This window comes from Lederbergia citri (assembly GCF_018343625.1).
Classification (GTDB): Bacteria; Bacillota; Bacilli; order Bacillales; family Bacillaceae_C; genus Lederbergia; species Lederbergia citri.
The window spans coordinates 1,176,887-1,200,743 of sequence record NZ_JAGYPG010000002.1; the positions used below are offsets into that span (position 1 = coordinate 1,176,887).

A 23,857-nucleotide genomic window follows, 5' to 3' on the forward strand; every position below is an offset into this window, starting at 1 on the left:
AATATTCGTGAAACTCTCTAAGTTGATTACATTGTACGGCGATTCCATTCACTACAAACCGCAGACATTCTGAACAGGCACCGCAGAAATTTGGGGTGCCTCCGAATATGTTTTGCAACGTTGCCTAATAAAATAAAAAGACTATTTCAAATGGATGTTTTCCAACCACTTATAATAGTCTTTTATCAATTTATTTCAATTCTTCTTCAGGAATTAATCCAAGATCCTTTGCTTTTTGTACAGTGTCTACTCTCGTTCTAACACCAAATTTTTGATAAAGGGATGTTAAATTATACTCTAAAGATCTTTGACTCATCGCTAATTTTGTAGAAATTTCCCTAGTACTTTTTCCTTTTGCAAGCTCAGTGAGAATTTCTTCCTCCAACGAACTAAGAACGACTTTTTCTTGTGAATTACTACCACTGGCTATGATTCCTGGTCTTCTCAATTCCCTCACTAATGATAGCGGCAATACAACCTGTTGCCTTAAAGCGCATCGAATGCCAGTTACAAGCTCTTCGCGTGAAGACGTTTTTGATAAGAATCCCGAGACACCTGCTTCTACCAATAAATTAAAATGGGGTTTAATATCAAATCCTGTATAGATGAGTATGGTTAAATCCGGATTATAAGATAGCGCTTTTTTAGTAAGTTCCAATCCGTTGACGTGGGGCATATATAAGTCAAAAAGTAAAACATCATATTGATTCAGTTTGATTTCATCCATTACTCTTAATGAGCTATTTTCAATTGTGATTCTAAAATCAGGCTCTTGCTCCAAAAGCATTTTCGTCCCTTCAATAATGGATAAATGGTCATCCACTATCAGTATGTTAATCATTTGTATCACTTCTCCTTATATATCATGCTCCATCTCTAAACTTTGGAAATTCTATTAACACTTTTAGCCCCTGATTTAATTGTGAATGAAATTCAATACAGCCGTTAAGGCTTTGAACTCTTTGCCGCATACTTGTTAGTCCCATATTGTTGAAGGAAGGGTTTAGCTTGTTCGTATCAAATCCTACACCATTATCAGAGTATACGATTTTTAATGGGCCATCTTTAATCAAGCAAAATTTCAAACTAGTTGCATTTGAGTGCTTTGCCGCGTTATTTAATAGTTCTTGTACAATTCGATAAATTCCTATCGTTAATTCTTCACTTAATATAAGGTCCGTTGTATTCTCTGTTTGAAAATTGATTTTAAATGTCGATGACACTTGGGTATGGTCAAATAGGTTTTCTAATGCTCTTTCTAGCCCTAATTCTCTAAGTAGTGGAGGACGCAATTCATTGCATGTCATTCTTATTTGATGGATCGTATCAAGTAAGCCTTGTTCAATCGCTTTTAGTTGGGTTTTAACCCCAGCTTCTATTTCATATCGATTCAAAAGCGCTTCCAATCGTCTATACAAATCTATTTGATCCTGAAGTACAGTGTCATGCAAGTCACTAGATAAATTTAATCGTTGCTGCTCTTGGAGATTAAATAACAACCTTAATACCCATTGAGGAGTCTCATTTCTTTGCAAAGTTGTTTCCAATTGATTCATTAAATTTTCTATGACATTTAAATTCTCAAATACCATTACCGTATAATAAACCAACGTTTCAAGCCAAATGGATTCCATAGAATCTTGGATAGAAGACGCTTGTAACGAAAGAATGTAAGAACAGTTCTTTTTATCTCCTATCTTAATAAAATACTGGTCCTTTATTCTTTCCAATTTTCCTATTACGATTTGCTGTAGAAAGAAGTCCACCTCATCTAAATTTTCTTCATTATCAAGGACAATAACTTCAGGTTCAGACATAGGTAAGATAAAGCGAACCTCTTTCAATAATCGACCTTCTAAATCAGATGCTTTCATAACAGCTGACAAATCTTGCGAATAATCTCTTAAACTTTTTTGTAAAACTTCATAGCGGTTTTTCCTATGTTGAAGTTCACTCTCCATTAATTTTCTTTCTGTTATGTCTCTTATTGCCACGACTGTCAAATTATCTTCTGTATCTGGAATAGGAGTAGTCTTGCACTCGAAATGTCTAATCTCTCCATACTTATCAATTACTCTATACTCTGTTGATGATGTCTGCTGTGTTGCGATGACATTTTTATGCCTTCCCATTAACCATTCACGGTCTTCCGGATGTACGACATCAAAAATATCTAAATCCGGATTTCCTTCAAGATTAGACCCAAAAATCTCAAAAAACATGGGGGTTGTGAATCGCACTCTCCGATTTTGATCAACAATTGCAATAATATCGAGTGTATGAGTCGTTATCGTGTCAAATAGCCAATTAAATCGATTTGATTCTTCCATTTAATCACCGCTCATTTTTATTTTTTTCGTATCTCTTAGTATAGAGTGTACACGATAAAAGCTTCCTTGAACCGAAAATTTCTTGCGTGAATGGTGCATTTTTATTGTGGGAAATTGGTCTAAGAAAAGGATAAAATAAAAAAAGCCAAGCAAAGATGCCTGACTCGTAAAATTACTATTTAGCTGTTACGCCTTCTTTACAAACTCGGATTTTAACTTCATTGCTCCAAAGCCATCTATTTTGCAATCAATGTTATGGTCGCCTTCCACTAAACGAATACTTTTTACTTTTGTACCAATCTTTAAAACGGAAGAACTCCCTTTTACTTTTAGATCCTTAATAATAGTGACAGCGTCGCCATCGTTTAGAATATTACCATGAGCGTCTTTTACAACCTTTTCATCGTTCGAACTTTCACCTTCTTGTAAACTCCACTCATAGGCACACTCCGGGCAAACGAGAAGGCTTCCATCTTCATACGTATATTCTGAATTGCACTTAGTGCAATTGGGCAAATTAGACATTATTGCATTTCCTCCAGTATCCATTCTTTCCATCTATGCCCATCGTACCATATTACGCCAACAAATAGGCTGAAACAAAGGAAATCGTCATAATAACTACAAACACGATATCCATTTTTGAATAATTTGTCGGGTAAAAGTACGTTCTCTTTGCCCCCATTTGGTAACGTTTTGCTTCCATCGCTACCGCCACCCTTTGAGCCCTTCGAATACTTTGTGCAAATAGCGGTACAGTGTACATTCTTAATCTTTCAAAATAGCCTCTTATTCCTTTAGAAAATTGAACGCCTCGTACTTTAAGAGCATTGGACCTCGTTTGCAATTCATCGACAATAACAGGCAGCATACGAATCGAAGCAATGAAACTATATGCATATTTAGAAGGGAGACGAAACTGCTGCATAAGCGCATAAAAAAAGAGAATAGGCCGAGAAGTCAATACGAAAGCCAAGCCCAAAAAACCGAAACAAGCCGTTTTGTATCCGAGTAATAATCCGTAATTAAAGCTTTCCTCAGATATTTTAATTAGGCCCCAAGACCACCAAACTGTTTCCCCTTTTCCAAATAACATCATCGTTAGCGCTGACGAGAAAAATGAAAGGATTATAGGCAGCGAAAAGAGGAGTAATCTCCTCCACGAATATCCGCTAAAACCATATAACAGGATTCCATATAGGATCATCTGATTGAAGGTGAAAGCAACATGTTGATTGAATAAGACGACTAAGAGCAGGGCAAAAAACATAGCGAATTTTAGTGCAGGATTAACACGATAAAGCCATGTCTCTCTAGCGGGTGTAAACCATTCCTGCATATGCATTCTCCTTTCGTTTTTGCTCCTGCTGAATCAATTTACCTTTATCGATTGTCCAAACTTCCGTCGCAAACTGTTCAGCAATCATCATATCGTGAGTGACCATGATGATGGTCGTTCCATTTTTACGCAGTTCTTCTAGTTGTTCTAACATAATAAAAGTGTTCCGGGCATCCTGGCCAAACGTAGGTTCATCCAATAATAGAACTTCAGAACCTTGGGCAAAAGCAGTGGCTACGCTGAGTCGGCGCTTTTGTCCGATTGATAATTGAAATGGATGACGATCTTCGTTGACGTGGATTTGAAAAGTGTCTAATAGATCCATTACTTTCCCACGTATTTCCGAATCAGGCAATCCCGATACTGTATACGAAAAGGCAATTTCGTCAAATACAGAATTCGTCACAAACTGTAGCTCAGGATTTTGAAAAACGAGTGATAGTCCAGTCGGTGGAGTTTTTTTCTTTTTATCTATGTCAATCTGCTTACCATTTACTTCGTAAACGCCTGATGAGCGGAGTAATTGCATTAACGAAAGCAGGAACGTGCTTTTTCCAGCTCCATTCTCACCGATAATCGCAACCCAGCTTCCGCGTCTTATCTCTGCCCTTGGGATATTTAATTTTTCCGTTTTTCCTCGGTATCCTTTAAAGTCTTGAAGCTTAATGATTTGTGAGGTTGATAGATTTTCTTTCTTTCTATTTTCTTCGGTATTTTTATATTTCTCCGATGCAAGATAATCCTGCCACACTTCTGGATACCAAATGCCATATTGGATGAGTTCTTCTCGATGTTTTTCAAAAATGACAGAAGGTAGCCCATCAGCAAGAATTTCTCCTATATGATTGAACAGCACAACCCGATCAACCCAATCAGCAATTTGATCAATTTTATGCTCTACAATCACAACCGTTTTATCCCCTGCTACTTCCTTCACCGAATCCCAGATTTGAACTGTTCCTTCTGGATCTAGTAAAGCGGATGGCTCATCAAGGAATAGAACATCCGGCTGGAGCAATAAGACCGAAGCAAGAGCCAAACGTTGCTTCATTCCTTGTGAAAGATCCTGTATAGGCGTATGCACGTCTAATGAGCCTAAGCCTACTCGTACAAGCGCATCTTTGATCATTTCATCCATTTGTTCCCTTGGTATATTTAAATTTTCCAATACAAAAGCCAATTCTTCGTCCACATAGGGCATACAAAATTGAGTATCGGGATCCTGAAAAACAAATCCCCATGATTCTGGAAGTTGGATTGAATCATGTTTGAGGGGGACTTCAATCGAATTTGGAACAATCCCACTTAATACTTGGAGTAAGGTTGATTTTCCGCAGCCGCTTGGCCCCAGCAATAATACCTTTTCTCCTTTTAAAACGGTAAAGGAGAGATCCTTGAAAATCAAAGATGGCTCTCCTGGAAATTTTAATCGTAAATTCGAAACTCCCATTATCGGATCTTGTAGTTGTAATTCCAAAAAAATCACCTAGCTTTTCGAAAAAGTAAGAGTTTCATTGGCCCTTCCCAACCTTACCAAACTATTTATCTAACAGCGAATATTCTTCCTTAGAGACTGGTCTAATCAGATTTGTTACACCCGTCCCTTCTAAAGCACGAACGATATAGTATGCAAATACTCCAGTAAATAGGAAAGCACTAATGACGCGTAAACCGTACTTCGTAAATAGCGCCCATGCTTCTAAATTCGCATATCCATAAAACCAATCTAAGAAGAAGCCGGCGAAGCAAGACGCAATACCCGCTAATCCTGCCACTACAATCCCGAACTTTTTATAACGGAATCCAGCGAATAATATCTCAGCACCTAGCCCTTGGATAAAGCCGTAAATGAGGACTTCAATCCCGTGGCCGATAAACGCCGAAAGCCCCGCTGCAGACACGCTTGATAATAAAGCAACCCCCGGCTTGCGAATAAGCAAAAAGGCAAATGGGCCGACCATAAACCACATTCCATAAATTAATTGCCGTGCAACCGGAAGCATCGGTTTCACGACCGTATATAAGTCATCCCAAAATTTCATAATGATGCCAAAGACAATTCCAATCATGACAGTGATCAGTAAATCTGAAAACTTCAACTTCATTTTTTCCAACCCCTTAACTTTTTTCTATACAAAAAAAGCCGTCTGAATGCGCAGACGGTCGAGAAGGGCCTAAAAAAGATCACACTGGATCTATATTCTCTACGCTGGCATTACCCAGATCAGATTAACGGTCAGCAGCGGTTAACAGCTACTATCTCAGCCTGATTCACTCAAGCACCCGGACGGACATTTTATGTAATTAGCGCTAGTATACCGTAGTTCCCAGCTTATATCAAATTCATTCGTGCAATGTCTAGCGAATGGCAGCGCAAATCAATCCAAAGTACGTTGGAGCCTCGTAAGATAAAAACTCCACTTTTCGTTCTTCCTCAGGGATAGCACCGGCCAGAATAAGGGTCTGCCAAATCCCATCTGGTTTTGCCGCTTCAATAAAATCTTCATCAAAGTCAGCCATATTTTCAAGTTTGTTGTTTTTGATTAATCCCACCGCTTCTTCATCTAACTGTTTGGCTCCAGGATCATATCCATAAGGACCGGCTGCATCATGGGCGTGTGACCAGTCACAGCTTGCGATAAGTCCTATTCGCTTCTCGGATTTTTGTACTGCTTCCCTTAGCGCCTTTCCGAATTCCAAATGCTTTTCGAATGAAAGATCTCTAGACGGAGTAATCACAACAATTGGCACATCTGGCATGAAGCGAAGCGGAACAATTGCTCCCCAGTCAAGAGGCAAGCAGGAAATCGGTCCTGATGAAGTTCCGTAATTTATCACACCAACTGGAAACCCAGCTGCTTTGGAATGTTCAGCAACTCCCTCTGCAAGCTCCCGATCCACTACTTTTTCTATTGTATAAGATGCGTCGTTTTCATCCACTGTCCCAACCATTCTTTCTGAACCCGAAATCGAAAACTGCCCATTAATTCGAGTTCCGTGCGGAGTTAACACAATCAACGCATCAGGTTTTGCCTCCGCCATTTCTTTGCCTAGCAACTTTAAACTTTGGCGAGTCACCGCCATTCTTTTTGGATCGGTTCCCTGTAATTCCGGTATAATTTCTCCCCCGTGTGGGCAAATACATGAAAATATGAATGGATTCATACTACACACTCCCATAATAGATGTTTTTTTCATTATTATACTTTTTGGCTAAAAAAGAAAATGATATTTTATCTTATTGACACAATAACTAACCACTGGTTATAATGTAACCAGTGGTTGGTTATTTACTAAAAAAGGGATGAATCCATTATGAAAAGCAGACAGGAACAACGTTCAGAAGAAACGAAAGAACTAATTTTAAATGCTGCCGGAAAATTATTTGCGAAAAAAGGATTTGACTCGGTATCGATAAGAGAAATTGCTAAGGAAGCAGGTTGTTCTCATACAACCATCTATCTTTATTTCAAGGACAAAGAAGCGCTGCTACATCAGCTTTCTATGCCATCGTTAGAAAAACTGTATAAACAGTTAAACTCCATTACAATCACAGACACATTAACCCCTGAGGCTCAACTAAAAAAAATCAGTCATGAATATATTCAGTTCTGCTTAGAAAATAGGAATATGTTCGATGTCATTTTCAATGTCAAATCAACTCGAGTAGATGAATCTGATCCAGAATTAGAAATAAATAAACTGCGCTTAAAAATCTTTGCATTAATGAAGCAAGTTTTACAAGACTGTCTCTCAATGCCTGACAATGAATTATTATTAAACTTTTCTCGCATTTTCTATTATCAGCTAAATGGAGTTTTGAGTACTTATTCTTATCTTCATGAATCTATTGGCGAGTTAATGAAAAGATTAACACCAACTTTTGACCTCTCTGTAGAAATTTTAGTTTGGGGATTCAAGGAAAAAATTAATCAAATGGGGGATGAATGATGAAAGTGAAACAAGTTTCCGAGCATATTTGGAGTTTAAGAACGTGGATGTTGATTCCCGTTCATGTTTGGGTTGTTGTGGATAAAGGAGAAGTAACACTTGTAGATGCTGGGATGCCGAATATGGCGAAAGGAATTTTGACATTCATTGAAAAACTGAACATGGGGCCTCTGAAAAGAATCCTACTTACCCACGGACATCTGGACCATATTGGCGCCATCAAGCCAATCTCAAATAAACTAAAAGTTCCGGTTTATGCTCATCGAATTGAAAATCCTTATATGACTGGTGAACTTCCTTATCCAAAAAGAAAGAAACCAGAACAGAACGTCTCAAAAGAAATCGTTCGATCACTTCCAGAAGATGAAACAGGAAATTTATTGCAAATCGGCGGACTGACTCCATACCATACACCTGGCCATTCTCCTGGTCATGTTGCTTATTACCACGAAAAGGATCAAGTATTGTTGGCAGGTGACCTTTTTACTTCTAAAAAGGGAAAACTCAAGCGCCCAATATCTATTTTTACTGCCGACATGAATGAAGCCATAAAAAGCAGTGCCATCATTAAGGACCTAAAACCAGAAAAGGTAGAAGTATGCCATGGATATACTGTTCTTAATCCTTCAGATCATATAGAAGAATATATGGAAAAATCATTAGGGAGCATTTTACAATGATTGCTATCAAATACACAGTATTCATCATCTTCTTTTTAATGGAACTATGTGCCCTTGCAGCATTTTCTTTTTGGGGGTTTCAATTAAAGAGCGGTTGGGCTATTAAGATTTTAGTTGGAATAGGCTTACCGCTATTGGTTGCAATTTTTTGGGGTACATTCATTGCCCCTAAAGCCTCCTTTCCAGTGTCTTCAAATGTGAGAATCCTTTTACAGTTATTAATATTTACTTTAGCCTGCGCTGCCCTTTATTTATCAGATAAAGAAAAGCTTGCATTCTTATTTGGAACGGTAGTCGTAATTGAAATGATTCTCATGAATTTTTTCGATAAAGCTGAGACTTTCTAATGTTACTTCTCAAGTTGTAGAGTTTTCTTAGGTCTTGAATTGGTGGTTTAATAAAAAAATAAGGATCATAGGAAGCCAAAATGAAGTTTAAACTTGTTGGCGTTCTATAATCTTTATAAACTTTGTTGAAGCTGGGGATAACGGAACGCTTTTTAAATAGCAAACCCCTATACTTCTACTTGGCAACTCTTCTTTGACAGGTACTTCCCATAATTGTCCTTTATTCAAATCTTCTTGGGAAAATTCCTTTGTTACACAGGCGATTCCTAGATTTATTTTCGCAAATTCCAATAATAAATCATGTGAGCCCAATTCAAATTCTGGCGACACCTTGATCCCAATTGAAATCAAATATTCTTCCACATAATTTCTCGAATTTGATTTCCGTTCAAGCATGATTAACGGTAACTTCACGAGATCTTCCATACTTATCGGTTTAGATAGCAAATATTTAAATTTTTCTCCGCAAACAAAGATGTCGTGAATATCGATGCACGGTCTTAGCTCCAGCGCTGAGTCTTCTAAAGGGAAATTACATACTCCAATATCGACTTCTCCGGACTTTAGCAAAGAACAAATTTCTGTCGTTGTTCCATTCACCATCTTAAATTTTATATTTGGGTAGTGATTATGAAATGCTTCTAAGTATGGAAGTAAGAAGTGACGAGAAATCGTGTCACCTACACCTATTTTCAATTCTCCTGCCGTTAAATTCTTAAACTCCAAAAGCTTTTCTTCTCCTGCATCAATTAGGTTGATGGCTGAATTGGCGTATTCAAATAAGATAGCACCCTCGTCAGTTAGAGTGACGCCTTTAGGTGTCCGATTAAAAAGACGAGTGTCCAGCTCTCTTTCTAACTGCATAATCGCTTGACTGACAGCAGGCTGCGTCATATATAGCTCTTTTGCCGCCTGAGAAAAACTTTTTCTTTTACTAACGACACAAAATATTTTATACAAATCTAATTTACTTGCCATATAACCACACCTTATACCTACTATTAGATATATCCATTTTACTTATACCACTAGACTGCTGTATATTACAAGTAGAGTTAACTTACATTAACTTTAATAGTTATAAGGGGCGATCAATTTGGAGAGAGTAGTCGGAACTGTTGCGAGAGGACTTCGTTGCCCGATCATAAATAAAGGCGATAATATCGAAGAAATCGTTGTAGATAGCGTGTTAAAAGCTGCAGAGGTTGAAGGCTTTAAAATTAATGATAAAGATATTGTGTCCATCACAGAATCAATCGTTGCACGCGCACAAGGTAACTACGCGACGATCGATCAAATTGCAAAAGACGTTCATTCAAAATTCGGAGACGATTCCCTAGGAGTCATTTTCCCAATCTTAAGCCGCAACCGTTTTGCAAACTGCCTTCGCGGTATTGCAAAAGGTGCAAAAAAAATTGTATTAATGCTCAGCTACCCATCTGATGAAGTGGGGAATCACCTAGTTGATATCGATACACTCGACGAAAAAGGCGTCAATCCTTGGACTGATGTTTTAACCGAAAAACAATTCCGTGATTTGTTTGGATACAATAAACATCCTTTTACAGGTGTCGATTATATCGAGTATTATAAATCATTAGTTGAAGAATACGGCGTTGAATGTGAAGTTATTTTTTCAAACAATCCAAAAACCATTTTAGAATATACAAAAAATGTTCTTACTTGTGACATCCATACAAGATTTAGAACGAAAAGAATTTTAAAAGCAAACGGCGGAGAAAAAATATATAGCCTTGATAATATTTTATCTGAATCTGTCGACGGCAGCGGATATAATGAGGCATACGGCCTTTTGGGTTCCAATAAATCAACAGAAGAAAGCGTAAAACTTTTCCCGCGTAACTGCCAGCCTGTCGTCGATAAAATTCAACAAGTGCTCAAAGAAAAAACCGGTAAAAATGTAGAAGTCATGATTTATGGCGATGGTGCATTTAAAGATCCAGTGGGTAAAATTTGGGAGCTTGCTGATCCAGTTGTATCGCCTGCTTATACATCAGGTCTCGAAGGAACACCTAATGAAATCAAGTTAAAATACCTTGCCGATAATAATTTTGCCAATTTAAAAGGTGAGGAGCTTAAAAAAGCAATCGCCGATTATATCAATAATAAAGGCGATGATCTTGTCGGAGCGATGGAAGCTCAAGGGACAACACCTAGAAAACTGACAGATTTAATCGGTTCCCTTTCTGATTTAACGTCTGGAAGCGGAGATAAAGGTACGCCAATCGTGTTTATACAAGGGTATTTTGATAACTATACGAAGTAATTTAAAAAGCTCAACAATGCATAGGTTTTATGCATTGTTGAGCTTTTTCTTTTATGTCTTATCCGAGGGTTTATCTTTTCTATTTATTTTACAAAAAATCCAAGTAATTATTTATCGATTATCACTGATGACTGTATTCTAAAAAATCTATTGGTAATGCTTCTGGTTTCTCACATGTGCTAGAAAGTTCATAATGAGCTCCTCTATTAGACGTATCGTGAATAGCGTGCATTACGTCTAACACATGGAATGCCAAATCACCATTTGCACGATGTATTCTGCCATTCCTGATCGCTTCCGCCATATCTGCCACACCTATACCACGGCTGTTATCAGTATACCCATGTGTTAACGGAATTTCCTCCCATTTAATTCCGTTTTTATAAATAGATAAAGGGTCATCTTCATTCCGCTTAAAGAGATACACTGGACCTCCAAATGTATTCGGATCAGGTACAACGATTGTTCCCTTAGACCCATAAATTTCAATATTAGGAAGTTTGGATCCATAAACATCAAAGCTTGTAATAATTGTTGCTATTGGACCACTTTCAAATTCAAGTACACCTGCAACATGGGTAGGGACTTCTACTTGGATTTTTTGTCCATATTTCGGTTGACTTGTTATTGTTCTTTCAGGAAAGCTAATTCTTGTAAATCCAGTAACTTTTCGAATAGGGCCGATTAAATTTATTAATGCCGTTATGTAGTATGGACCCATATCAAACATCGGTCCTCCACCGACTTTATAATAAAACTCAGGATCCGGATGCCAAATTTCATGACCTGGGCTCATCATAAATGCTGTTGCACCAACAACCTCTCCAATCTCCCCTTCGTCGATTAACTTCCGTACCGTTTGAATCCCTCCTCCTAAAAAGGTGTCAGGAGCCCCACCAACCAATAATCCTTTTTCTTTTGCAAGTGTTAATATTTTTTGCCCATCTTCCCGCGTTACAGCTAAAGGTTTTTCAACATATACATGCTTACCCGCCTCTAGTGCTGCAATACACACTTCCGCATGGGCTTTTGGTATTGTTAGATTAATAACAATTTCAATATCTGGATCCGCAAGTAACTCTTCAACCGTACATGCTTTTGGAATATTAAACTCTTTTGCCCGTGCTTTTGCACGCTCAAGATCAATATCTGCACAAGCAACAACTTCTAAATTTTGAAATCTGCTTCCCGCCTGACAGTATATGCTACTAATATTTCCACAACCAATAATTCCCAGTTTCACTAGCTTCATTAAAACCACTCCATATCTTTTTTAACTAGTTATCCTTTTACCGAACCTATCGCAACACTTCCCATAATTCGCTTTGAGAAGATTGAAAAGACAATAATAATTGGTAATACGGAGATGGCTACTCCAAGATAAAGCAAGCCATAATCGGTACTATAATAACCTTGGATCATAGCAACTACTACAGGTAGAGGATATTTTTCCTCAGAAAATAATAGAACAAGAGGGCTGATAAAATTGTTCCATGAACCAATAAATGTAAAAATACCAATAGCAGATAGAGCTGGGGCTAACATCGGAAAAATAATACGATTGAAAATCCTCCATTCACCTGCACCGTCGATCCGTGCAGACTCAATAATCTCATCGGGAATACTACCATCAATAAATTGTTTAATAAAAAATACAGCAAATGTATTTGCAGCTGCCGGTAGAATAATAGCAGCATGCGTATCTAGTAAGTTCAACATCCCAAGCCATTTGTAGCTACCAATTAACGCCAATTGGCCTGGAATCATCATCGTAGCTAACATAAAATAAAAAAGTTGCTTATTGAAACGGAATTTAAATTTAGAAAATCCATAAGCCGTTAATCCACCGAAATAAATTGTTAATAAGGTTGAACCACCCGCAATAATAATACTATTTAAAAAGCCTCTACCTATATTCACCTTTTCTATCATTCTTGTAAAATTCGATACTAGGTTATCTCCGGGTAAATATACAAAGGAGGCAGCAATTTCAGCATTTGAATGCGTAGAATACATAATCATTAAATAAAATGGAAAAAAACAAACAATGGCAAGTAATATGAGTATTAAATATAGAAAAAAAAGTTTCCTTTTCCCTCTTTTTCTTTCAGGACTAATCATCTCTTTAGTTTTTGTTTCTAGATTAGAAAGTTCCATTTTCTGCTCCCCCTTTATACCCTGCTACGGCGATTGGAAACCAAAAATGAAATAATAGATAAGGTTCCTATTACAAAAAATAAGCAAAAAGCTAATGTTGCACCGTAGCCAAAATTATTTTGCTCAAAAGCTGTTCGATATAGGTACATAATACTAGTAAGAGTTGAGTTGTCCGGCGCTCCTGAACCTTGCGTTAACATATATGGTTGATCAAATATTTGCACCCCACCTATTAAAGAAGTGATTACTTGAAAGAGAATAATAGGCCTTAAAAGTGGAATCGTTATTTTGAAAAATACTTGAACTTTACTTGCACCATCAATTTGGGCAGCTTCTGAATACTCATGAGATATTCCCTGAAGACCAGCAATATAGATTAACATAGAGTAACCAAAATATTGAAAAAAGAGAATGGTAGACACTATTAATCTCATAATAAAGGGATTATTCTTCCAATCATATGGGTCATCAAAAATACCCATACTTAATAACATTTGGTTCATGCTTCCCGTTTTCCAATCAAACATTAAACTAACAAGTAATCCTAGTGATGCGGCGGTTACTATATTAGGGAAAAAGTAAACGGCACGGAAGAACTCTTTTCCTTTTAAATACCTTTCAGTTAGGATAACCGCTAACACTAAACTCACCGTTAACTGAGGAATAACAGATATTATCCAAATAAAAAAAGTATTGAACAAAGATTTGTAAAAAACCGGATCCTCAAAAGCTCTTAAATAATTTGCAAATCCTACAAACGCTGGAGCATTTAATCCATCCCAGTTTGTAAAGCTTAAATACAAGGAATATAAGATTGGATAAAAACCAAAGATGCAAAAAATAATAAAGAATGGAGCAATGAATAGATATCCGTAATTATCTTTTTTAATACTATTAGAAAACATATTCGTTTCCTCCAAAACCTTTGATTTATAATCATTTGGCCCGGTTTTACCGGGCCAAATTGTTACTCAACAACTAAATCAGGAAAATCATGCTTGACTTCAGCTTTGAACTTTTCAAGAAATTCTTCTTTCGTTTTGATATTTCCTTTTACAAAGGACTCCATGTTATTACCAAATATTGTATCGATATCTCCATCAAACTCAGTTCTTAAAACAGGATGAACCTTTTCACCCTCAATATTGAAAAACTCAAAATACTTCTGTCCCGCTAAGAATTCATCCGTCAACTCAGGTGCTAGTTTAGCGTTTACTTCTCTATTACTTGTAAAGTAAGCTTCCTCTCTAGCCAATTGCTCCAAAAATTCGTGATCAAATGAATAGAATTTGATAAAATCCCAGGCTAGTTCTTTGTTTTCACTTTTTGAATAAATGGAATAGAATGTTCCTCCTCCGCTAAAGGAACCAGGTCCGTGTGCCAATCCCCAATTACCGCTTGTATCTGGTGCATTTGCTTTAATAACGTATTGCAAATACCATGTTGGGCCAGGGAAAAACATCACATCCCCGGATTGCATTGCTGCCCACATCCCTGCACTCCAGTCTTCTAACATAGCTAGTACATTCATTTCTTTTGCTTGAAGTGCCAAATCTAATACTTTCAGTCTTTCTGGATCTATAACTAATTTTCCGTCCACAACCCAAGGTGAAGTTACATTACCTCCTTGTACCGCACCAATGGCGTTCCAATTCGATAAGGCATGAACCTTGCCACCACTTTCATCGTAAACACGTTTACCTATCTCAAAAATCTTCTCCCAAGAAGAAATTAAGTCACTGACTTCTGCTGGATCGTCTGTCCCTAAATATTGTTTGGCCAAATCTCTACGATAATAGATTCCTCCTGGTGTTCCTTGGTAACCTAGAGCTTTTATTTGCCCTTCAGAATCCGTTTCTATTGCCTGTACATATTCATATTGCTGTCCAATAAAATCACCCGCATTATAAGACACGTCTGATAGATTTTCGAGAGCTGGATGATCAATAAACTTTCTTACAAACCCATATTCAGTTGCAAAAACATCAGGAGCATTGACACCTGTTTGTAAAGCGGAACGTAATTTTGTTTGATATTGATCACCTGGTATATGCTGAAAGTTAACTTTTACATCCGGATTTTGTTCCATGTATTTTTTAACAGCATACTCACCTTCGTTTGTAAAACTCCAAACTGTAATTTCCTTTTTTCCTGACTTTTTGCCACCTGTGCTCTTACCACCTGTTTCTGATGAACATGCCGAACTCAAAATCATCAACATACTTAACATAATTAAAAAGAAACTTTTTCCCACCTTCACTAGCCTTGCCCCCCTCTTAAATAAAAATGTTATTTGATAATCAAGGATATACCTTGCAGTATCTAACTTAATTTTTGATGTCTTTATTAAAAGTTGTACGAAAAGGGTTAGTGCTGTACGGTTTTATAAGTCAGGTGTGGAATTCGAATAAAACCAATAGCCATCACCTACTATTTGAGAAATTACGATGATATGGGACCACATACTATTTCATCAATGTGAGAGAAGTGAAAAATCCAACCTTCCATCCATTGGTTTGCCTGATACTTTTGCCTATGTATTTAATTAGAGAAAATGATTTGTCTAGTATCACTTTGTTTTGTTCGTGTCTCCACCATAAATTGGAGAGGTCATCAACATACAAGACCCAGCACTAAGGATATGCATTCGGGAATTTTGTTGTACAGTTTCGTGTGGATTGTGGTGTTTAAAAAGGAATGATAAGCATTTGTGCAAACTTCTTCACTTGAATAAACTTATAATTTATTGCCTATCCTAATCATTGGATATGAATCACCAAGTAATTAAGCGCTTTCATACAGCGGGTTATGTCTATATAAAATTATGCTTATAATCTTTTTTGAAGGTGTTGAAGAATAATATTGTAGATACTTAATATTTTGTAAGCGTTGTCTTTTCTGTTTTTCCATATTATAATAATAAAAATATAGTTTGTCTAGCCATTATACAAAGTTTTTTCAATGTATTTATGAATGGGAGGTTTTGATTAATTTTTTCCGGTATTTAAGAGAGTTTAATAGAATTATTCAGAAAGGTTATGTTTCACTAAACAGAGAAAATAGTTGGCCAAAGTTCAAACTGAATATAGAAGCATTTAAATGCATAAATGTTCTAAGATTATTGGAGGTGAGCAGGAAATGAAAGAAAGAGTAAAACCTAACGAACCGTTAGTAGAGCATATTTATACTGCAGACCCATCTGCCCATGTTTTCGAAGGTAAGCTTTATATTTATCCATCCCATGATTTAGATCACGATGGACCTTCCAATGATAACGGAGATCAATATGCCATGGAGGATTACCATGTTCTATCATTAGATGATTTTGATTCTCCATGCGTGGATCATGGAGAAGTCCTTCATGTAAAAGATGTTCCATGGGCAAAGCAACAAATGTGGGCGCCGGATGCTGCTTACAAAAATAATACATACTATTTATACTTTCCGGCCAAAGATCATGATGAAATCTTTCGAATTGGAGTAGCCACTAGTCCGAATCCGGCTGGACCTTTTACTCCACAAGAAAATTTCATACAAGGCAGTTTCAGCATGGATCCAGCTGTACTTGTCGATGAGGATAATCGAGCTTATATGTATTTTGGCGGCCTTTGGGGCGGGCAGTTAGAAAAATGGCAAACAGGAAGCTATGATCCCAACGGAAAAGGTCCTGCACCTTCGGAACCTGCATTAGGTCCAATGTTTGCAGAACTAAATGATGATATGCTTTCTTTTAAAGAAAAGCCTCAAAAAATTTCCATTATTGATGAAAAAGGCAATCCTATCCTTGCAAGAGATGAGGAAAGAAGGTTTTTCGAAGGCCCATGGGTACATAAATATAACGGGTATTATTATCTTTCCTACTCCACAGGAACTACCCATCTTCTCGCCTATGCCATGAGTAAAAATCCACAAGGTCCTTATGTTTATAAAGGTACAATCTTAACCCCAGTTCTTGGTTGGACAACACATCACTCTATTGTAGAGTTTAAAGACAAATGGTATTTATTTTACCATGATGCCTCTTTATCTGGTGGGGTTAATCATAAACGGAGTGTTAAATACACTGAACTAAAATATAACGAGGATGGAACGATACAAACAATTGAATATGACCAAAAAATAAAGTAGTGTTATGACCTTTCTACTAGCAACTTCTACGGTCAAACTTGCATCTATAAAGAAGTAGCCTCTTCCATTCACGGAAGAGGCTACTTTTTACTTTTTCACAATCGTCAATTCCAATGTTTTTGTCGCTTTTCCAATAGCGCCACCGTCATTTTTGAAAATAGCTGATTTATTTTCCTCCGATGGTTCGATATGAAGCACGATATTATTTTCCCCAGACTTGAGAGTAATCTGATGGGAGAAACTCATGTCGCTATTAATTGCCACCCGCTCTCCATTGATTGTAAGGATGCCTGCTTTAATCGCATTCCCTTTGAGTGTGATGCTGTCAGAGGATACTGCTTGTCCGTCTGTATGAGACGTAACGACAACAGGCAGATCAATCCAACGGAGAATCTTGTCATGTACGACCATTTTGTTTCCGCCTTGATTTGTAACGGTAATAGAAAGGTCGGTTCCAGGTGCTCCATAGCCATAATAGCTGACATCATCATCATTTGGGTTGGCAGGTGTATGGTCTGCCAGTCCCTCTTGATCCCACGTGCCATTTTTGACATATTTATATGTCAGCTCTTCACCTTCCAGCGCTTCAATGGTATATTCATAATCACTTGTTACCGCCCCGCCGCGGGTCATTGCCCAGGCGCCTGTGTTCCAGCTGTTTTTGCTGCCTGGGATTGTGATGGTTGCTCCCTGCGGCGTGTAGTCAGGTGCATTGAGCTTAAACGTCACTTGCACCATAATTCGATCTGGTGTAACGGTAACCCCATTCGATTTCACCATCTGGCCAGATTGATTATACACATGTACTTCATAATTGTATGTCTTTCCGTTTACGACGTTTCCATCACGGTACGATTGCTTGCTCATATCAAACAATTGGGCAATCATCTCCCCATCTCGGACAATCGCGGTCATATAAGGATTGTTGGCCCCTTCCAAATTCCAAGAAAGATTAACCTGGCCGGATTCTTGTAATGGTTGTTCAAGCAAAACAAGTTCAGCCGGAACCCCTATATCCTCCCCTTTAGTAAAGTTCACTGACTGTACTTCACTCGTCACCCAATTCCTGCCGAGATCACTAGAAAAAGCAAAGCGATATTCATATGTTCCTTCGGCAAGTGGAAGGAATTGGGCTTGAAAGACATTAGCCTCCTCCTCTTGACCTATATAGACTGACGGATAGGAAATCCAGTTACTGCTTCCTGGCTGCTTAACTTCAAGCTTTGCCTTTAGCCCTTCCATCTGTTCGGATACCGTTTCCCCTTTGACAAAAATGCTTGCAGTGACCACTTGTGGCTTCGAAAGGTCAATTTTGCCATTTTCAAGTGCTGAAACATGATCAATCTTATAATTGTTTCCTATTAACTTTACGTGAGGAATGGCAGCAGTTTCTAACTTCGTTTTTTCTGAACGGTTGCCATTTTTATCAATGGTTATGACAGCGAAATAATATTTACGACCATTTTCAAGGCCATCGATGGTGATATTCTTGTCCTCAGTTTCTGCCACTTTCTTATAAAAAGCCCCTTCAACTGTCGTCATGTAAACGGCATAGTTTTTGGCGCCGCCTTTCCACGTCAAGGATACAGAATGGTTGCCTTCCACAGCTGTAAGTTGTTTCACCTCTTCTGGGCGCTTCAGATTTTGTCCCTTGTCGGAAACGAGCATGCGTCCGCTCATGGCCGGGATTGTAACCACCAATTTTCCGTCCTTTGAGGCTGCTTTATACTTTTTATCAAGTTGATCTGTAAACTTGATTCCATTAATGACAATGTCATCGACGTCCAATTCGACCCGCTTATCTTCATTGCCGCGATTTGTCAAAATGACAGCAACATTCTTTTTATCTGAACGGGAAAAAGCAAGAACGTCACCCTTTGCATACAAATGATTTAAATCGCCATAACTGAATAAATCATGATATGTCGTCCTGACATCTCCAATTGTCTTGTAATGCTTGATAAGTTCCAAATTCTCGTTGCCCCAAGGATATGTGCGGCGGTCATCCGGGTCCTTTGATCCTGTTACACCGGCTTCGTCACCGTAGTAAATTGTTGGTGCACCCGCATAACCCATCTGTAAAATAGCTGCAAGCTTTAAACGCTCGATTCCAAGCTGATGCTGATAATTTTTATCCTGCTCGGCACGCTCAAATGAATCTGTCCCATTTCCGAGAATAAAGGCTGCTCGCGGCGTATCATGGGAACCCATTAAATTCATTAGGGCATAAAAAGCTTCCTTCGGATAGTCTTCGTATACAGCATTTAACTGATTTTCTGCTCCTTCGGCATTACCATTTTTCAAATAATTGATGAGGGCATCGCGGAAACGATAATTCATCACCGAATCATATAGATCCCCAAGGAAATATTGTGACGCATCGTCCCAGATTTCTCCGAGGATAAGCGGCTCATCCTTTTTCCCCGTCTTTAGTTCTTTACGGAATTCCCTCCAAAATTCAGTATCGACCTCATTCGCAACATCTAGACGCCATCCCGAAGCCCCTCTATCGAGCCATGTTTTCGCTACTGAGTCCTTCTCATACATAATATAGTTGGCAAACTCTTTATTGTTTAACTCCGACAAATAGTCTACAGCATCACCAGGCACCGATTTGATTTCCGGAAGGGAATCGAATCCCCACCATGCCTGATATTGATAAACTCCATCCACTTTCCGATTTTCAATATTGAACCAGTTATGGAAGCCGTATGGGCTAAAAACCTGTCCTTCAGAAACGAATTTTGCCGCCACCTGTTTCTTCGCCGCTTCCTCATCTACACCTTTGTTAACGAGATCATACACAGCTGACCAATATTCATATGCTCCGACCGTTTCATACTTCCCGTAGCGGTCGAAATAAATTGAATCATCCCCAACATGGTTAAACACGCCGTCCAATATCAAATTCATTTTTCGTTTCTTCAATTCTTTTGTAAATGCTTTAAATTCTTCCGGCGTCCCGAACATTGGATCGATTGCCTTAAAGTCTGTCGCATCATACTTATGATTAGACGCAGCATGAGCAATTGGATTTAAATATAGCGTATTGACGCCAAGTGATTGAATATAATCCAGTTTCATTTGAATCCCTGCAATATCGCCGCCGAAGAAATCATTCGACCAGATTCCGTCACCATCATAACCGTCTGAATCTGCTTCACGCGGATTATCTGGAAGCTGATTCCAATCCCTATGCTCAATCGGCTCCTCGCCACGGGCATTCATTTTTGCTGTATCATTCTTTTTATTGCCATTATAAAAGCGATCCGGGAAAATTTGATAGACGACCGCTTCCTTCATCCAATCAGGCGTCTTATACGCGGAATCATACACCGTCAATTGGAAAAATGCCGCATTTCCATCAGATGCCACGCCTTTTCCGCCTTCATAAGCATCTTCTCCGTATTCCTTTTGTGCATCCCCATCACGAGCAATGAACTTATACCCGTAAACACCTTTGTCCTCCGGCTTGATGGTTGCTTCCCAAAATTCAACTTGTGACCCATCTAGCTCAAGCCAGCCCGCATATTCCATATTGGCCGAAATAGTATTACCAGTTTGATAGTTTTTAACTTCGACCCTAGCCTCCGTCAAGTCCCCTTTTTTTGCTTGGAGGCGGAGCTTGACCGATTCCCCTGCTTTCACTGCTCCAAATGGAGATCTATAAGCTAGATCCCATGTATTATGAAACAGCTTGTCCCCTTGGACATTCCCATCCGGCAACCCTGGGTCATAATCGGTGTACACAGCCTTCGTATCATGGTTATAAAAGAACGTAATCACAGCATCTTTCACGACGTTTAAAACAAAGTTATTCTCAGGATAGGCTGGAGCTGACCAGTCTGTACCTAGCACAATCTTAAACTCGTGTTTTCCTTTAGGGACAAGGGCTGTATACGTATAGATATTGTCACGGTCTTCATCCTGCATAATGGCAGTCGATTCGCTAGGTGACCATTCACTGCCTGCATTCAGCTTCGGCTGGAGGTCGCCGACAATTCTTGGTTTTTCTGAATCTAGCAATTCCCGAAGAATCGTGACCCGGTGCGTAGTATCATCGTAGATAAAAGTAATTTCCGTTTCCTTATCGAGTGACAACTGATAGTTTGATCCGTTCCGCTCCCCGTTCACTCCATAGTTTTCATCCCAGGAACCATTGATTGCAATTTTATATTCGTAGTTTCCTGCTGGCAGCGTCCCCGTTAGCACGTACTTCTCATTTTCTTGCAATTGCATCTGTGTGGACTTATCCGCAGGATCCCACTCTCCTGATCCACCCAGCTCGTCCTGTAAATTTCCTACTAGAGTTACTATCCTGCCTTCTGCATTTACAGATGGCAAATTGTTTAGAGCTCCTAATGCAAGTGTTTGCATTAATAATATGATGAGGGCAATCATGCTGAAGGACTTTTTCATATAACGCTTCATACATTTCCTCCTTTTTTCATTCTTTTTGTAAACGTTTGCATTACTGAATCCATTGTCTCAGAATCTGTATTTTTTGAAAAGTAGGACTTTACTCACATTTATTCTAATCTAGTAACCGATATTTGTTTATATACAAGGTGTTTTGAAGAAATAAGAAGTAACTTAAAAAGCTCAACACCGCCAGAGTTTCAGCAGTGTTGAGCTTTTTGTTTAATTAACTTAACTTACTTTCCGTCAACGGAAGGTAAATTGAAATAACCAATATTGCCTGGGTTTTGCGAACCAACCATGAGATAGGAATGGCCATTTAAGTCATCAATTGCCTGAAGACCGGTAACTTCCCCTCCATCAGGCGCTGAAACGATACGGGAAAGTTTCTTTGTATCCACGTTATAGGCCCAGCCAAAGTTATTCGTATGCATACTACTATCTTCAGCAATAAATAGAGTCCTTAATTTTTCAGAGAAAGCAATATTGTCTGGGTTAGCCATTTTATCAGGATTGGCAGTGTTCCCATCTTTATCTGGAGCCGATAAATCTTCACCTAGCAATAATGCTGACATATCGGTTACAACATAATCACTAGCAATTGGGTTCCCACCGCGATCCTTTTGTGCAGCTGACGTATTCATTTCATATATGGCACCCGCGCTAAGTTTCGGTAATTGAATATCATCCACAGGATCCTTCGGATTTTTAGTCATGCCTTTTTCAACGTAAGACATCGCCATATAGATTTTTTTATCTGCTTTGTTGAAAGTGAGAGTTTCCATTTTATTAAATTCAGCGGTAGCACCTAAAATAGCTCCGTATCTACGGGATTCCAAAAATGCTGCAGCTTTTTCCATGCCAGGTTTTACTTTTAGCCACTCATCATTTCCAGCAGCCTTAATTCTTGTAAAGCCGTTTTCTTTTGCATAAGCAGCGTCAGTGGTCACTTCAAAAATATCGCTAAATGATACTGTTTTTGCAAGCTCCTTTATTTCGTTATCATTGGCATGTCCTAATTTTATCCATTCAATATCAGCGGCTCCGCCATTTTGATCACTTGTTTGATTCCATTTTGCGGCATATAGTGTACCTGCTGATAAGTCCTTTGCTTTATCAGCAACGTACATAAAGGACATTGTATAGCTGCCATCATCTCCATAATAAACAGTACGTTGATCAGGCGCGACCGCTACATTTTCGAATGATAAACGACCCATGCTGTAGTGTTTGACACCTTTCGTCTTTCCGTTTGGATGAACGGTTATTTCTGTCGTATAACCATAAAGATACGGATTTCCAATAGCGTTGGGATCTTGATAATAGTTACGAGCAAATTCAGTTACGTCAGATTTTTCAGGGTTAGCCTCATGAGCTCGAGCATTAGGTTCATATTCTTCACTTCCTAAGTGAGTGTTCCAAGGAGATAGAGTCCCCGCACAAGGTGTCCAAATGCCACCATACGCTGAAAAATCGACAGGTTCAATATCGGTAATTTTAAGTTCTCCTGTTTTCTTATCTTGAATCACGGTATTCAAATAAACTGCTTTTGGCATATTTCCAATTTCATTTTTTGGCATACTTTCAAAATGATTAATTAAATACAATTTACCACTTTTTCCATTCACAGTAAGCAAAGTATTCATGTCCGGCGCTGTTGAAACATAAGGGTTACCTTTGTCGTCTTTAATCACATTGCCGTTAACATCATAAGCGGCGCCTACAACTTTGCCATTAATAACTTCTCCAGGTCTGGCCAAAGATTTATATTCCAAAGGAACTGTCTTCTTGGAACCATCGTTCAACGTAACAATTGCCGAAGCTTCACTATACATTGCTGAACGTTCTTCATATGTATCCGGCGCTTCCATTCCGACAAATTCCACAGATTTTACTGAAGAAATTGGCTGGTACGTTTCTGCCAATACGTTTGCGGCAGTTGGAAATAAAATAGCTGCACTTAACAATGGGACAATAACCTTTTTCTTATTCATTGCATATGACCTCCTAAAAGTTTTAGTAGAATGTGTTTCACTTAAAATATTAGAGGAGGATTATTAATAAAGTATTTTAATAACATATAGATATTGTAAATTCCACTAGTCTATTTGTAGTGTTTTTTCTTAGTCCCAATGTCCTTATTAGGATTGAAAAAACATAAAAAGTGCTCTACTTTTATTAAGTAGAGCAAAAACATTCAACGAATTTTTTCGTAATAG

General features: G+C 38.3%; 19 protein-coding genes. 5 read left to right on the forward strand and 14 right to left on the reverse strand.

Annotated elements, in window-relative coordinates; genetic code table 11:
• Positions 1-190: 190 nt before the first annotated feature.
• From KHA97_RS14310 to KHA97_RS14340, 7 genes are all read right to left on the reverse strand, one after another.
• On the reverse strand, positions 191-841 hold the full coding sequence (locus KHA97_RS14310) for a response regulator transcription factor (protein ID WP_213125386.1): 651 nt from the start codon (positions 839-841) through the stop codon (positions 191-193).
• Between the two features lie 22 nt (positions 842-863).
• A complete protein-coding gene (locus tag KHA97_RS14315) occupies positions 864-2,330 on the reverse strand; it encodes a PAS domain-containing sensor histidine kinase (protein ID WP_213125387.1) in 1,467 nt (488 codons plus the stop codon).
• 186 nt (positions 2,331-2,516) lie between these two features.
• Positions 2,517-2,855 carry a zinc ribbon domain-containing protein YjdM gene (locus tag KHA97_RS14320; RefSeq protein ID WP_213125792.1) on the reverse strand — a complete coding sequence of 113 codons (339 nt, stop codon included), beginning with the start codon at positions 2,853-2,855 and terminating at the stop codon, positions 2,517-2,519.
• Between the two features lie 52 nt (positions 2,856-2,907).
• Positions 2,908-3,669, reverse strand: coding sequence for an energy-coupling factor transporter transmembrane component T family protein (locus KHA97_RS14325; protein ID WP_213125388.1), 762 nt, complete (start codon positions 3,667-3,669; stop codon positions 2,908-2,910).
• Entirely contained in the window at positions 3,644-5,155 is a 1,512-nt protein-coding gene (locus KHA97_RS14330) for an ABC transporter ATP-binding protein (protein ID WP_407658027.1), read from the reverse strand. The genes KHA97_RS14325 and KHA97_RS14330 overlap by 26 nt, the downstream gene beginning before the upstream one ends.
• Before the next feature lie 52 nt (positions 5,156-5,207).
• Entirely contained in the window at positions 5,208-5,774 is a 567-nt protein-coding gene (locus tag KHA97_RS14335) for an ECF transporter S component (protein WP_213125389.1), read from the reverse strand.
• Positions 5,775-6,027: 253 nt separating this feature from the next.
• Complete coding sequence (locus tag KHA97_RS14340) at positions 6,028-6,834, reverse strand: DODA-type extradiol aromatic ring-opening family dioxygenase (RefSeq protein WP_213125390.1); 807 nt, start codon at positions 6,832-6,834, stop codon at positions 6,028-6,030.
• 150 nt (positions 6,835-6,984) lie between these two features.
• Here KHA97_RS14340 and KHA97_RS14345 point away from each other — a divergent pair, with 150 nt between their 5' ends.
• From KHA97_RS14345 to KHA97_RS14355, 3 genes are read left to right on the forward strand one after another with little or no spacing between them, the layout of a single operon-like run.
• Positions 6,985-7,620 (forward strand): TetR/AcrR family transcriptional regulator, encoded by a 636-nt coding sequence (locus KHA97_RS14345; protein ID WP_213125391.1) that lies wholly within the window; start codon positions 6,985-6,987, stop codon positions 7,618-7,620.
• A complete protein-coding gene (locus KHA97_RS14350; RefSeq protein WP_213125392.1) occupies positions 7,620-8,300 on the forward strand; it encodes an MBL fold metallo-hydrolase in 681 nt (226 codons plus the stop codon). Before KHA97_RS14345 ends, KHA97_RS14350 begins: the two co-directional genes overlap by 1 nt.
• On the forward strand, positions 8,297-8,647 hold the full coding sequence (locus tag KHA97_RS14355; RefSeq protein WP_213125393.1) for a YrdB family protein: 351 nt from the start codon (positions 8,297-8,299) through the stop codon (positions 8,645-8,647). Before KHA97_RS14350 ends, KHA97_RS14355 begins: the two co-directional genes overlap by 4 nt.
• Before the next feature lie 87 nt (positions 8,648-8,734).
• On the opposite strand, the gene KHA97_RS14360 is transcribed toward KHA97_RS14355, so the two are convergent.
• Complete coding sequence (locus KHA97_RS14360) at positions 8,735-9,625, reverse strand: LysR family transcriptional regulator (protein ID WP_213125394.1); 891 nt, start codon at positions 9,623-9,625, stop codon at positions 8,735-8,737.
• 118 nt (positions 9,626-9,743) lie between these two features.
• On the opposite strand from KHA97_RS14360, the gene KHA97_RS14365 reads away from it, so the two are divergent.
• The gene (locus KHA97_RS14365; RefSeq protein WP_213125395.1) at positions 9,744-10,934 is read left to right on the forward strand and encodes a coenzyme F420-0:L-glutamate ligase; all 1,191 of its coding nucleotides are present in this window, start codon (positions 9,744-9,746) and stop codon (positions 10,932-10,934) included.
• 121 nt (positions 10,935-11,055) lie between these two features.
• On the opposite strand, the gene KHA97_RS14370 is transcribed toward KHA97_RS14365, so the two are convergent.
• The 4 genes from KHA97_RS14370 to KHA97_RS14385 all read right to left on the reverse strand — a co-directional run bounded on the left by KHA97_RS14370 (position 11,056) and on the right by KHA97_RS14385 (position 15,351).
• A complete protein-coding gene (locus KHA97_RS14370) occupies positions 11,056-12,186 on the reverse strand; it encodes a Gfo/Idh/MocA family protein (RefSeq protein ID WP_213125396.1) in 1,131 nt (376 codons plus the stop codon).
• A 29-nt stretch (positions 12,187-12,215) separates the two neighbouring features.
• Positions 12,216-13,091, reverse strand: coding sequence for a carbohydrate ABC transporter permease (locus KHA97_RS14375; RefSeq protein ID WP_213125397.1), 876 nt, complete (start codon positions 13,089-13,091; stop codon positions 12,216-12,218).
• Positions 13,092-13,105: 14 nt separating this feature from the next.
• On the reverse strand, positions 13,106-13,996 hold the full coding sequence (locus KHA97_RS14380) for a carbohydrate ABC transporter permease (RefSeq protein WP_213125398.1): 891 nt from the start codon (positions 13,994-13,996) through the stop codon (positions 13,106-13,108).
• Positions 13,997-14,058: 62 nt separating this feature from the next.
• Positions 14,059-15,351 carry an ABC transporter substrate-binding protein gene (locus KHA97_RS14385; RefSeq protein WP_325167458.1) on the reverse strand — a complete coding sequence of 431 codons (1,293 nt, stop codon included), beginning with the start codon at positions 15,349-15,351 and terminating at the stop codon, positions 14,059-14,061.
• An 878-nt stretch (positions 15,352-16,229) separates the two neighbouring features.
• On the opposite strand from KHA97_RS14385, the gene KHA97_RS14390 reads away from it, so the two are divergent.
• Entirely contained in the window at positions 16,230-17,219 is a 990-nt protein-coding gene (locus KHA97_RS14390) for a glycoside hydrolase family 43 protein (RefSeq protein ID WP_213125399.1), read from the forward strand.
• An 87-nt stretch (positions 17,220-17,306) separates the two neighbouring features.
• Here the strand turns inward: KHA97_RS14390 and KHA97_RS14395 are convergent, their stop codons facing one another.
• Complete coding sequence (locus KHA97_RS14395) at positions 17,307-21,650, reverse strand: alpha-amylase family glycosyl hydrolase (RefSeq protein WP_213125400.1); 4,344 nt, start codon at positions 21,648-21,650, stop codon at positions 17,307-17,309.
• 224 nt (positions 21,651-21,874) lie between these two features.
• Positions 21,875-23,632, reverse strand: coding sequence for a PhoX family protein (locus tag KHA97_RS14400; RefSeq protein ID WP_213125401.1), 1,758 nt, complete (start codon positions 23,630-23,632; stop codon positions 21,875-21,877).
• Between the last annotated feature and the right edge of the window lie 225 nt (positions 23,633-23,857).